General features: G+C 39.8%; 10 protein-coding genes and 1 tRNA gene. 8 read left to right on the top strand and 3 right to left on the bottom strand.

Annotated elements, in window-relative coordinates; all coding sequences use genetic code 11:
- The first annotated feature begins 89 nt into the window (after window positions 1-89).
- Entirely contained in the window at window positions 90-3,245 is a 3,156-nt protein-coding gene (locus I2I04_RS08205; RefSeq protein WP_195654760.1) for an efflux RND transporter permease subunit, read from the top strand.
- A gap of 165 nt (window positions 3,246-3,410) precedes the next feature.
- On the opposite strand, the gene I2I04_RS08200 is transcribed toward I2I04_RS08205, so the two are convergent.
- A complete protein-coding gene (locus I2I04_RS08200; protein ID WP_143258508.1) occupies window positions 3,411-3,860 on the bottom strand; it encodes a type I restriction enzyme HsdR N-terminal domain-containing protein in 450 nt (149 codons plus the stop codon).
- Between the two features lie 63 nt (window positions 3,861-3,923).
- Between I2I04_RS08200 and I2I04_RS08195 the strand changes: the two genes are divergently transcribed.
- From I2I04_RS08195 to I2I04_RS08175, 5 genes are all read left to right on the top strand, one after another.
- Window positions 3,924-4,700 carry an AMP nucleosidase gene (locus I2I04_RS08195; protein ID WP_004312914.1) on the top strand — a complete coding sequence of 259 codons (777 nt, stop codon included), beginning with the start codon at window positions 3,924-3,926 and terminating at the stop codon, window positions 4,698-4,700.
- A gap of 24 nt (window positions 4,701-4,724) precedes the next feature.
- Complete coding sequence (gene holA / locus I2I04_RS08190) at window positions 4,725-5,744, top strand: DNA polymerase III subunit delta (RefSeq protein ID WP_143258507.1); 1,020 nt, start codon at window positions 4,725-4,727, stop codon at window positions 5,742-5,744.
- Window positions 5,745-6,954: 1,210 nt separating this feature from the next.
- Window positions 6,955-7,425, top strand: a complete 471-nt coding sequence (locus tag I2I04_RS08185) for a helix-turn-helix domain-containing protein (RefSeq protein ID WP_195654759.1) — start codon at window positions 6,955-6,957, stop codon at window positions 7,423-7,425.
- A 76-nt stretch (window positions 7,426-7,501) separates the two neighbouring features.
- On the top strand, window positions 7,502-8,278 hold the full coding sequence (locus tag I2I04_RS08180; RefSeq protein WP_143258505.1) for a dihydroorotate dehydrogenase electron transfer subunit: 777 nt from the start codon (window positions 7,502-7,504) through the stop codon (window positions 8,276-8,278).
- Window positions 8,266-9,177 carry a dihydroorotate dehydrogenase gene (locus tag I2I04_RS08175; protein WP_195472785.1) on the top strand — a complete coding sequence of 304 codons (912 nt, stop codon included), beginning with the start codon at window positions 8,266-8,268 and terminating at the stop codon, window positions 9,175-9,177. Before I2I04_RS08180 ends, I2I04_RS08175 begins: the two co-directional genes overlap by 13 nt.
- 216 nt (window positions 9,178-9,393) lie before the next feature.
- Here I2I04_RS08175 and trmD read toward each other — a convergent pair whose 3' ends face one another.
- Window positions 9,394-10,071: a tRNA (guanosine(37)-N1)-methyltransferase TrmD gene (gene trmD / locus I2I04_RS08170; RefSeq protein ID WP_143258503.1), complete on the bottom strand. Its 678-nt coding sequence runs from the start codon at window positions 10,069-10,071 to the stop codon at window positions 9,394-9,396.
- Between the two features lie 75 nt (window positions 10,072-10,146).
- Here trmD and ligA point away from each other — a divergent pair, with 75 nt between their 5' ends.
- Complete coding sequence (ligA, locus tag I2I04_RS08165) at window positions 10,147-12,147, top strand: NAD-dependent DNA ligase LigA (protein WP_195654758.1); 2,001 nt, start codon at window positions 10,147-10,149, stop codon at window positions 12,145-12,147.
- A 59-nt stretch (window positions 12,148-12,206) separates the two neighbouring features.
- Entirely contained in the window at window positions 12,207-13,100 is an 894-nt protein-coding gene (gene dapA / locus I2I04_RS08160) for a 4-hydroxy-tetrahydrodipicolinate synthase (protein WP_004312921.1), read from the top strand.
- A gap of 370 nt (window positions 13,101-13,470) precedes the next feature.
- On the opposite strand, the gene I2I04_RS08155 is transcribed toward dapA, so the two are convergent.
- A tRNA-Arg gene (locus I2I04_RS08155) sits at window positions 13,471-13,544 on the bottom strand.
- Window position 13,545: the final 1 nt, after the last annotated feature.

Here is a 13,545-nt window from a genome sequence, read left to right as displayed (position 1 = left end):
CTTAAAACCGATTAATTAACAAAAGTAACTTTCTTGTTCCCTCTCTTTGGGAGAAGGTTGTGGAGAGGCTGCTTTTAAACCTATATATTATGTTTTCTAAGTTTTTTATCAACCGACCGATATTTGCTACTGTTCTTGCCCTGCTTATTGTAGTAGCCGGTCTGATTACACTCAATATATTGCCTGTGGCGCAATTTCCGGAGATCACGCCGCCAACGGTGCAGGTCTCTGCCGTTTATCCCGGAGCAAATGCTGAAACTGTTGCTCAAACAGTGGGTATTCCTATCGAACAGCAGGTGAATGGCGTAGATGGTATGCTTTATATGTCTTCCAATTCTTCTTCTTCGGGAGCATATTCTCTGACCATTACATTCGCTGTCGGTACGGACATCGATATGGCAACTGTGCAGGTACAAAACAGGGTAAGTATCGCGCAATCATCACTGCCGGAACCGGTAGTAGTGCAAGGAGTCACTGTGCAGAAACAGTCTTCAAATATTGTGATGTTCCTGACAATGACTTCGCAGGATTCTGTATATAACAGTCTGTATCTGACTAATTATGCCAAACTGAATTTAGTAGACCAACTGACACGTGTCCCTGGAGTGGGTGCTGTGAATGTTATGGGAGCGGGGGACTATTCGATGCGCATCTGGCTCGATCCGGAGGCTATGCGTATACGGAATATTTCACCGCAACAGGTTTATCAATCTATCCAGTCGCAGAATGTGGAAGTATCTGCCGGATATATCGGTCAACCTATCGGGCAGGATAATAATAATGCTTTTCAGTATACATTGAATGTCCAGGGGCGATTGAAATCTCCGGAACAGTTCGGCAATATTATTATTCGTCGCGAACAAAACGGAGCGATGCTTCGCCTGAAGGATATTGCACGCATCGATTTGGGTTCTGCGTCATATAGCGTAGTGTCGCGATTGAATGGAAAACCTACGGCAGCTATTGCTATTTACCAGCAACCGGGTTCCAATTCGCTGGATGTCTCCAAAGGAGTGAAGGCTAAAATGGAGGAATTGGCGGCAAGTTTCCCGAAAGGAGTTTCGTATAATGTCACTTTGGATACGACCGACGTGATTCATGCTTCTATTGATGAAGTGATGGTCACATTCTTTGAAACGACTTTGCTGGTGATTCTCGTTATTTTCCTGTTCCTGCAGAATTGGAGGGCTGTGATTATTCCTTGTATTACCATCCCGGTATCGTTGATTGGTACATTTGCCGTGATGGCGGCATTTGGTTTCTCTATCAACACACTGACGTTGTTTGGGCTGATTCTGGCAGTTGCCATTGTGGTAGATGATGCGATAGTGGTGGTGGAGAATGCTTCGAGGTTACTGGAAACCGGGCAATACTCACCTCGCGAAGCAGTGACGAAAGCGATGGGAGAGATTACAGGTCCGATTGTCGGGGTAGTGCTTGTACTGCTGGCTGTGTTTATTCCGACGATGATGATTAGTGGAATTTCGGGACAGTTGTATAAGCAGTTTGCATTGACTATTGCTGCTTCTACCGTGTTGAGTGGTTTTAATTCGTTGACATTGACCCCTGCGCTCTGTGCGTTGTTTCTTGAAAAGAGTAAACCTTCTAACTTCTTTATATACAAGGGTTTCAATAAGGCTTATGACAAGACGCAAGGAGTGTATGACAAGATTGTCAAATGGTTGCTTCAACGTCCCGGAATGGCTCTCGTTTCCTACGGTGCCTTGACTGTTATTGCTGTATTGCTCTTTATGCATTGGCCGTCTACTTTCATCCCGGACGAGGATGACGGGTATTTTATTGCTGTTGTTCAGCTTCCACCTGCAGCTAGTCTTGAGCGTACGCAGGCAGTGGGAGAAAAGGTAAATGCAATTCTAGATTCTTATCCGGAAGTGAAAAATTATATTGGTATTTCCGGTTTCTCGATAATGGGTGGCGGCGAGCAGAGTAACTCGGCAACTTATTTTGTGGTACTGAAAAACTGGGATGAAAGGAAAGGGAAGGAGCATACGGCTGCTGCCGTAGTCAACCGTTTGAATGGTGAAGCGTATATGACTATTCAGGCTGCGGAAGTATTTGCGATGGTTCCTCCGGCTATTCCGGGACTGGGTGCTTCCGGCGGCTTGCAACTTCAGTTGGAAGACCGGCGTAATCTGGGACCAACGGAAATGCAGCAGGCTATCAATGCGTTGCTTGCTTCTTATCATTCTAAACCGGCTTTAGCATCTGTGTCCAGTCAGTACCAGGCAAATGTTCCGCAGTATTTCTTGAATATCGACCGTGATAAAGTGCAGTTTATGGGGATTGCCTTGAATGATGTTTTCTCTACATTGGGCTATTATATGGGAGCGGCTTATGTAAATGATTTTGTTGAATTCGGTCGTATCTATCAGGTGAAGATTGAGGCACGGGATCAGGCACAGCGTGTGATTGATGATGTCTTGAAACTAAGTGTGCCGAATGCGGCAGGAGAGATGGTACCTTTTTCTTCTTTCACCAAAGTGGAGGAACAGTTAGGACAGGATCAAATAAACCGTTATAATATGTATTCGACTGCTTCTCTGACTTGTAATGTTGCTCCGGGAAGTAGTACCGGGCAGGCCATACAGGAAATGGAAGCATTATTTAAGGAACAGTTGGAAGATGAGTTTGGGTATGAATGGACTTCTGTGGCTTATCAGGAAACACAGGCAGGAAATACGACTACCATTGTACTGGTGATGGCTTTAATTGTTGCTTTCCTGGTACTTGCTGCACAGTATGAAAGTTGGACCAGTCCGGTGGCAGCCGTTATCGGATTGCCGGTAGCATTGTTGGGGGCCATGATTGGCTGTCTGATTATGGGAACTCCGGTCAGTATTTATACACAAATCGGTATCATTTTGCTTGTTGCGCTTTCGGCAAAGAATGGAATTTTGATTGTGGAATTTGCCCGTGATTTCCTTGCCGAAGGTAATTCGATTCGAGAAGCTGCTTTTGAAGCGGGACATGTCCGCTTGCGTCCGATCCTGATGACATCTTTTGCTTTTGTATTAGGTGTGATGCCATTGTTGTTCGCCACCGGTGCAGGTGCGCAAAGTCGTATAGCATTGGGGGCCGCTGTTGTGTTTGGTATGGCTATGAATACTTTATTAGCTACCGTTTATATTCCTAATTTTTACGAATTGATGCAGAAATTGCAAGAGCGGTTCAGTAAAAAGAAAGCAGATGATGGTGGGGGGAAAGATGCTGCAGCGCAGAAGTAAAAAGCTGTTTGAGACTGTCTGAAAGGGTAGTTGGTATAGTGACGCTATCTGTTCGGGATGGCGTCACCATAGTAGGCAAATAGCGTCACTATCTTGAGGGGATAGTGACGCTATTTTATTCTTGTTGGCAAGTCTGTTTTTTTAAGGCGAATGCAGCGGATTATTTTATAAAGAATGGTAATCAGGAATATCCTGTAGGAACGTATAACTCTGATGTTCATAATCCATACGGCAGCAATAATGTTGCATTCCATTGCTGACAATCAGATAATCTACTTTCAGTACCATATTATACCGGGTGATCTGGTCGAAAACGGCCTGCGTTATTTCAATATGTGGTGCTTTATATTCTACAATCATCCGGGCTGATAAATCCCTCCGGTAAAGTACTGTATCACATCGTTTGGTAGTACCGTTCAACTTAACCATTACTTCATTGGCAAGAAGCGCAGTCGGATATCCTTTGTGTGCAATAAGAAAGTGAACAAAGTGTTGCCGTACCCATTCTTCAGGGGTAAGGGCGACATATCGTTTACGAATAACATCGAAAATTACATTTTTTCCGTTTCGTACGTTTATTTTAGTGTCGAATACTGGTAGGTTTAACGATAACATTTATTATTTTTGTAAGTTAAATAATGGTTCCCATTATTGGGAGCACAAATTTAATAGATAATTATGAAAACAAAAGAAGAAATCGTAGCTAATTGGCTGCCGCGTTACACAAAACGTAACCTGGAGGATTTTGGAGAGTATATTCTGTTGACTAACTTCAACAAGTACGTCGAGATTTTCGCAAATCAATTTAATGTTCCTATTTTAGGAAGGGACGCAAATATGATTTCTGCTTCTGCCGAAGGCATCACAATGATTAACTTCGGTATGGGAAGTCCCAACGCAGCTATCATCATGGACTTGCTGGGTGCTATTCGTCCCAAAGCATGTTTATTCCTCGGAAAATGTGGTGGTATCGACAAGAAAAATCAGCTTGGTGATTTGATTCTTCCTATTGCGGCTATCCGTGGGGAGGGAACTTCCAATGATTATTTTCCTCCTGAAGTTCCTGCGTTGCCTGCATTTATGTTGCAGCGTGCCGTTTCTTCTTCCATCCGTGACAAAGGCCGCGACTATTGGACCGGTACTGTATATACCACCAACCGTCGTATTTGGGAACATGATGATGCGTTCAAAGAATATCTGACAAAGACACGGGCTATGGCAGTCGATATGGAAACTGCAACTCTGTTTAGTTGTGGCTTTGCCAATCATATTCCTACCGGTGCATTATTATTGGTATCCGATCAGCCAATGACTCCAGACGGAGTGAAAACGGATAAAAGCGATAATTTGGTTACCAGAAATTATGTAGAAGAGCATGTTGAAATTGGCATTGCTTCTCTGCGTATGATTATTGATGAAAAGAAAACTGTTAAACACTTGAAATTCGACTGGTAATCCGGTCTTTCTGAAAAAATATATATGGCAAAACAAGAATTGACCTGTGATGACATCCTCAAGGAATTGAAAGCAAAGCAGTATCGCCCTGTCTATTACCTGATGGGAGAAGAGTCGTATTATATCGACTTGATTGCAGATTACATAACGGATAATGTGTTGAGCGAAACGGAAAAAGAATTCAACCTGACTGTTGTGTATGGTGCTGACGTGGATGTGGCAACGATTATAAATGCCGCAAAGCGTTATCCCATGATGTCGGAACATCAAGTAGTAGTAGTTAAGGAAGCGCAAGCCGTGCGCAATATGGAGGAGTTGTCATATTATCTTCAAAAACCTTTGCTTTCCACTATCTTAGTGATATGCCATAAGCATGGAACGTTAGATCGTAGAAAGAAGTTAGCTGCCGAGGTGGAAAAAACAGGTGTATTGTTTGAGTCTAAAAAAATCAAAGATGCGCAACTACCCGGTTTTATCGCTTCATATATGAAACGAAAAGGGGTTGATATGGAGCCAAAGGCTACTTCTATGCTTGCTGATTTTGTAGGCTCGGATTTAAGTCGTCTGACCGGAGAACTTGAAAAGTTGATTATCACTTTACCTGCCGGACAGAAACGTGTTACTCCTGAACAAATAGAAAAGAATATCGGCATAAGCAAAGATTATAATAACTTCGAATTGCGCAGTGCTTTAGTGGAAAAGGATATATTGAAAGCGAACAAAATAATAAAATATTTTGAGGAAAATCCGAAAACGAATCCGATCCAAATGACGCTTTCTCTATTATTTGGCTTTTACTCCAACTTGATGTTGGCTTATTATGCACCGGATAAATCAGAGCAGGGAATTGCAAATATGCTAGGATTAAGAACTCCGTGGCAGGCTCGGGATTATATGGTAGCAATGCGAAAATATAGTGGAGTAAAGACGATGCAAATTGTTGGAGAAATACGATATGCTGATGCAAAATCTAAAGGAGTTCAAAACAGTTCTATGACAGATGGGGATATTCTTCGCGAGCTGGTGTTTAAAATTTTGCATTAAATCGAATTAAGAATTACATATAATATCAGACATATACTTTTACCATAGATAGAAATGGGGAGTATATGTCTTTTTTACATTCCCATAATTATACTTTTCTTCAAAAGGACTCCCACTATTTTCTGTGATTATTTTACAAATAGATTTAGTTCTTTCATCGTTTTATAGAGTTACTGTTTGGCTAATCACACAAACAGTTTTTTTTATTTTATATTATCCTATCTTCAAAAAAAGCATTTTCATTAAAACTGAAGCTTGAGTTTTCTAATGAGAAAAGTTTACTGATCCTTGAGTTTTATCAAAAAAGCATTTTGGATTTTGATGCTACCGTTTTATAGTGAGAATGGAGATTTTCTCTTTTTCTAAAGCTGGCCATTAATGTCATTTTGATAGTTCAGGTTACATTTGATTGTTACAGAATGATTTTTTTCTAGTTTAATAGAAATGCAAATTCACTTTATTGAGGTTAAATTATTGTATATCATTTATTTATGTGAAAAATAGGCCTTCTAGAATCGAAAAAAAATAAATAACTGGAGATTGGTACAGAAATATCGCAAGGATTTGCTTTTTAGAGAAAATTGTAAAGGATGATTAGATAAAAATAGCAATATACATTGGTAAAGCATGAAGTTGATTCCTTCCTTTTATTGCTTTTGCAACTATCAATATTTACTTTTGTATATTATATCTGTTACCGATGTGTAAAGTATTAATGTGAATATTATACAAGTGTGATAAATATTGGATGTTCACAAAAGTATATTCAAGCGATTACAAGACTAATATTCCATATATAAATGTAGTTATATAGCTATTAACAAATAAGGATTATGTATTTATTTAATTGTAAATCAGTGTGATATGTGTTGTTGTGTCAATTTGTACTATAAAAGCCTCTTTTAAGTGGCATGTATATTTGTGAATAATGGCGTCTGATTTATAACTATAATGCTTATATCTCTATATATCTGTATTTTATGTCTAATTGTTTAATTAAAGATATATGTCTATATTTACTCTTTTTATTTGAGTTACAAACGTGATATTCGATTTGTATTACATGATATACTTTTGTAATATCTGTATTTTTATATTTGTAATTTGCTTTTGTGAATATAAATATTTACCTTTGTATTATCAATGATATGACACGTATTTTTGTGAATTAGCTGCATAGCACATACAATTGTAATAAAAAGAAGGTAGTATGGAAATAAAAGACAGAATCAGAATGATAATGGAAAGAGAAAAAGTTCCTCCTAGAGTTTTTGCTGAAACAATCGGAGTACAACAATCTACTCTCTCTCATATTTTAAATGATCGGAATAAACCCAGTTTAGAGGTCGTAATGAAGGTTCATCAAAAGTATGACTATGTAAATCTTGAATGGTTGCTTTATGGAAAGGGCGAAATGATGGTATCTCATGAAGAGACTTCTTTTTCTTCTTCTAATAGCGATTATCTGCCTTCTTTATTCGATGAGAATCTCATAAATTCGTCCAATGAGCCGGCTATTCTGGAAAATCGCAAGGAAATGCCATTAAGAAACGCTGAAAATGCCCCTAAAGAGATTGTAAAACAAGAGATTAGGTATATAGAAAAGCCTGCTAGGAAAATCACAGAAATAAGAATATTTTTCGATGATAATACCTATGAGACGTTTAGGCCTGAAAAATAAAGAGTAAAATCGGTGGTTTGAGCAATTTCCTGTATCTTTGTACCCGGAATACGAATTTATACTTTTATATCCATACATGAAGAAATTTATTTTAGATCTGACAGTGACCGAGAATATCAGATTGAATGCAAACTATGTATTGCTAAAATTGACGTCTCAGTCATTACTGCCCGAAATGTTACCTGGGCAGTTTGCGGAAATCCGGGTGGACGGTTCGCCTACTACATTCTTGCGTCGTCCTATTTCTATTAATTTTGTAGATAAACAGCGAAATGAGGTCTGGTTTCTGATCCAGCTGGTTGGTGATGGAACAAGATGTCTGGCAGAGGCTAATTCCGGTGATACAATTAACGTGGTGCTTCCGCTGGGAAATGCATACACAATGCCTCAGGAGGCTTCTGATAAGCTCTTATTAGTTGGTGGAGGTGTCGGAACAGCTCCCATGTTGTATTTAGGTGAGCAATTGGCTAAAAAAGGCCACAAACCTACGTTCCTGTTAGGTGCCCGTAGCGACAAAGATTTGTTGCAGCTGGAAGAGTTTGTCAAATATGGAGAGGTATATACTACTACGGAAGATGGTAGCCATGGCGAAAAGGGATACGTAACTCAACATTCTATATTAAATAAGGTACGATTTGAGCAGATTTACACTTGTGGTCCTAAACCAATGATGGTGGCTGTGGCAAAATATGCCAAAAGTAATCAAATAGAATGTGAAGTTTCTTTGGAAAATACAATGGCTTGTGGTATCGGAGCATGCTTGTGCTGTGTGGAAAATACGACAGAAGGTCACTTGTGTGTATGTAAGGAAGGTCCTGTTTTTAATATAAATAAATTACTATGGCAGATTTGAGTGTAAATATTGGTGAATTACAAATGAAGAACCCGGTAATGACAGCATCCGGTACATTTGGATATGGTGAAGAGTTCTCTGATTTTATTGATATAGCGCGAATAGGTGGTATTATTGTAAAAGGAACGACTCTTCACAAACGTGAAGGGAATCCTTATCCACGTATGGCAGAGACTCCTTCGGGGATGTTAAACGCTGTAGGACTGCAAAATAAGGGTGTTGACTACTTTGTAGAGCATATATATCCCCGTATAAAAGACATTCAAACGAATATGATTGTAAACGTTTCGGGGTCTGCTATCGAAGATTATGTAAAAACAGCTGAAATCATTAATGAACTTGACAAAATTCCTGCTATAGAACTAAACATCTCTTGTCCCAATGTGAAGCAAGGAGGTATGGCTTTTGGTGTGTCAGCAAAGGGAGCATCAGAAGTAGTGAAAGCAGTGCGTTCTGCTTACAAAAAGACACTTATCGTAAAACTCTCTCCAAACGTTACGGATATCACCGAAATAGCTCGCGCAGCAGAAGAAAGTGGTGCAGATAGCGTGTCATTAATCAATACATTGCTGGGTATGGCAATTGATGCGGAACGTAAACGCCCTATTTTATCAACGATAACAGGAGGAATGTCGGGAGCTGCCGTAAAACCTATCGCATTACGTATGGTGTGGCAAGTTGCTAAAGCGGTAAATATTCCTGTCATTGGTTTGGGAGGTATTATGGACTGGAGGGATGCTGTCGAATTCATGCTTGCAGGTGCGACAGCTATCCAGATTGGTACGGCAAATTTTATAGATCCTGCTGTTACGATTAAGGTGGAAGATGGTATAAATAATTACCTGGAAAGACACGGGTGTAAGTCAGTAAAGGAAATTATAGGTGCGCTTGAGGTATAATTGAAAACATACAATAACCATTCGCACTGTATCTGCAAGAAAAATGCTATTTGCCTTTTGAATAAAGGAAGAATAAATGGGTTGAAAATAGCAGATGAAAAATAAATTAGTGTTTGAAGATATTAGCAATAAGCAAGATTTTTAAACTGAAGGCAAAATAAAAACGACGGTGAGGATTTACATAATCTTCACCGTCGTTTTTATTTACACTCTATTTTACTCTCCCAATAAGTCGGGACGAAGTTTTCTGGTACGTTCTAGGGATTGTTGTAGTTCCCATTCTTTGATTTTTGCTTCATGACCGGATAATAGAATCTCGGGAACTTTCCATCCTTTATAATCCGCTGGTCGCGTATATACGGGTGCTGCCAGCAAATTGTCCTGGAAAGAATCGGAAAGTGCGGACTGTTCATCAGAAATGACTCCAGGGATGATACGTACGATAGCGTCCGCTATTACCGCGGCTGCCAGTTCTCCTCCTGTTAATACGTAATCTCCAATGCTGATTTCTTTAGTAATCAGGTGTTCGCGGATGCGGTAATCAATACCTTTGAAATGTCCGCAAAGAATAATGAGATTCTGTGCCAACGAGAGGCTGTTTGCCATTGGCTGTTTGAATTGTTCTCCGTCAGGGGTCGTGAAAATGACCTCATCGTAGTTGCGTTCTGCCTTTAAGGTATTGATGCAACGTTCGATGGGCTCTATTTTCATAACCATTCCGGCAAACCCTCCAAAGGGATAATCATCGACACGGCGATATTTATCTTCGGTATAATCACGCAGATTGTGAATATGTATTTCTGCAAGTCCTTTGTCTTGAGCTCGTTTCATGATAGAACAATTGAAGAAACCTTCAATCATTTCGGGTAAAACTGTTATAATATCAATACGCATAATCTTTTAATTTTTCGCAAAAGTACAAATATTCAAAGATAAACATGTATTTTTGCCTTAAACAATCGAAGAAATATGGATATAAAGGAAAAAATAGAGGAATTGCGTGCCGAACTTCATCGGCATAATTATAATTATTATGTGTTGAATGCTCCTGAAATCTCGGACAAAGAGTTTGACGACAAGATGCGTGAACTTCAGGATTTGGAACAGGCACATCCAGAATATAAAGATGAAAATTCGCCTACGATGCGTGTAGGTAGTGATTTAAACAAGAATTTCACGCAAGTGGCTCATAAATATCCTATGTTGTCACTGGCAAATACATACTCGGAAGCGGAAGTGACGGACTTCTACGACCGTGTCCGTAAGGCATTGAATGAGGATTTCGAGATTTGTTGTGAAATGAAATATGACGGTACTTCTATTTCACTGACTTATGAAGATGGAAAGTTGGTTCGTGCCGTCACCCGTGGTGATGGAGAAAAGGGGGATGATGTGACGGATAATGTGAAAACGATCCGTTCTATTCCGCTTGTATTGCATGGTGATAATTATCCTGCCTCTTTTGAGATACGTGGAGAAATTCTTATGCCATGGGAAGTGTTTGAAGGGCTGAATCGAGAGAAAGAAGCACGTGAAGAGCCGCTTTTTGCCAATCCGAGAAATGCGGCTTCCGGCACACTGAAATTGCAGAATTCTTCTATTGTGGCTTCCCGCAAACTGGATGCCTATTTATATTATTTGCTGGGTGATAACCTGCCTTGTGACGGACATTATGAAAATCTTCAGGAAGCGGCAAAATGGGGCTTTAAAATCTCTGATTTGACGCGTAAGTGTCAGACGTTAGAGGAGGTTTTTGAATTTATCAATTATTGGGATGTAGAGCGTAAAAATCTACCGGTTGCCACAGATGGGATTGTTCTAAAGGTGAACAGTTTGAGGCAGCAGAAGAATCTGGGCTTTACGGCTAAGTCTCCTCGATGGGCTATTGCTTATAAATTCCAGGCAGAGCGTGCGTTAACCCGTTTGAATAAGGTGACTTATCAGGTAGGAAGAACCGGAGCTGTCACGCCGGTAGCTAATTTGGATCCTGTGCAGCTTTCAGGAACAGTTGTAAAACGTGCGTCCTTGCATAATGCGGATATTATTGAGGGACTTGATTTGCATATTGGAGACATGGTTTATGTGGAAAAAGGCGGTGAAATTATTCCTAAGATTACAGGGGTGGATAAAGATGCGCGTAGTTTTATGCTTGGTGAGAAGGTCCGGTTTATTGTTAATTGTCCTGAATGTGGCAGTAAATTAGTCAGATATGAAGGAGAAGCCGCTCATTATTGCCCGAATGAAACAGCGTGTCCTCCTCAAATCAAAGGCAAAATAGAGCATTTTATTAGCCGAAAGGCTATGAATATTGATGGATTAGGGCCGGAAACGGTGGATCTGTTCTATCGATTGGGGTTAATTGAAAATACGGCCGACTTATATAAACTTACAGCTGACGATATAAAAGGTTTGGATCGTATGGGTGAAAAATCGGCAGAGAATATCGTAACGGGAATTGCGCAAAGTAAAACAGTTCCTTTCGAGCGTGTAATCTTTGCTTTGGGAATCCGCTTTGTTGGTGAGACTGTGGCCAAAAAGATTGCGAAGTCGTTTGAGAATATCGATGATTTACAGCAGGCAGATCTTGAGAAATTGGTCAGTATCGATGAAATCGGAGAAAAAATAGCTCAAAGTATACTTGCTTATTTTGCTAATGCGTCTAATCGTGAGTTAGTTAATAGACTAAAGGAGGCTGGACTGCAACTTTACCGCACAGAGGAAGATTTGAGTGAATACACTGATAAGTTGGCAGGACAGTCTATTGTTATTAGCGGTGTGTTTATCCATCACTCACGTGACGAATATAAGGAGCTTATCGAGAAAAACGGAGGGAAAAATGTTGGGAGTATTTCCGCAAAAACAAGTTTTATACTGGCCGGGGATAATATGGGACCTGCGAAGCTCGAAAAAGCAAAAAAACTGGGAATAACCATATTAAGTGAAGACGAATTTCTGAAACTTATATCGTAAGATAAGAAAAATATTCGTACTTTTGCGGCTAAATAAATTAGAGATTATAATTAAAACTCATGATACAGACTAAATTGAAAGGAATGGGGGTAGCACTGATTACTCCTTTCAAAGAGGATGAGAGCGTTGACTATGACGCGTTGATGCGTATGGTGGACTATCTATTGCAGAATAATGCGGATTTCTTGTGTGTGCTGGGAACTACAGCTGAAACACCGACTCTGACCGAGGAAGAAAAGAAAACTATAAAAAAGATGGTAATTGACCGCGTCAACGGAAGAATTCCTATTCTGTTAGGTGTAGGTGGTAATAATACTCGCGCTATTGTAGAAACATTGAAAAACGATGATTTTACAGGGGTTGATGCTATATTGTCTGTGGTGCCGTATTATAATAAACCTTCTCAGGAAGGTATTTATCAGCATTATAAAGCGATTGCGGAAGCTACGGAGCTCCCCATCGTATTATATAATGTTCCGGGACGTACGGGTGTAAATATGACTGCTGAAACTACGTTGCGGATTGCCCGTGATTTCAATAACGTAGTTGCTATTAAAGAAGCATCCGGCAATATCACGCAAATGGATGATATTATTAAAAATAAACCGGAAAACTTTAATGTAATCTCTGGAGATGATGGTATTACCTTTCCTCTCATAACATTGGGAGCTGTTGGTGTGATTTCGGTAATTGGTAATGCTTTTCCTCGTGAATTTAGTCGCATGACACGTTTGGCGCTTCAAGGAGATTTTGCCAATGCGTTGACCATTCACCATCGATTTACGGAATTATTTAATCTGTTATTTGTCGATGGAAATCCGGCAGGCGTAAAATCAATGTTAAATGCTATGGGGATGATTGAGAATAAGCTTCGTTTGCCACTGGTTCCTACTCGTATTACTACATTTGAGGCAATACGCAAGGTTTTGAATGAATTGAATATTAAATGCTGAAAAAAGATGGGCTCTTGGCTAGTTCATAATAAACATCGAAGTGTTTAAAATAAATATCCCAATGATTGAACTCAATCATTGGGATATTTATTTTAAATCAGCCTATGATTTTTTATTCCCCTTCACCTTTCTTCTGAATACTCTAACCATGTGTTTTTGCTCTGTAAAGCGGCGCTTTAGACATAGAAAAGCATAGCTTTAGATAGGCTAAAGCTATGCTTTTTCAATTGTTATTAAGGGGGCGGGATTGGCCCGAATAAACTTAGGGCATCAACTAATGGCATGTTTTCAGGCTGAGCCATAATGGTTGATTTCTTCGATGAAATGGGGTGAAAAGTAAAATCCTCCACATAAAATGCAGAGGATTTAGTGATCGCGACAGGATTCAAACCTGTAACCGGCTGATCCGTAGTCAGCTACTCTATTCAGTTGAGCTACGCGACCA

Origin of the sequence: Bacteroides sp. 1001136B_160425_E2 (genome assembly GCF_015559655.1) — a bacterium.
In the GTDB taxonomy this organism is placed as follows: Bacteria; Bacteroidota; Bacteroidia; order Bacteroidales; family Bacteroidaceae; genus Bacteroides; species Bacteroides luhongzhouii.
The sequence above is the reverse complement of the archived record's forward strand: the minus strand, read 5'-3'. Positions and strand labels throughout refer to the sequence as shown.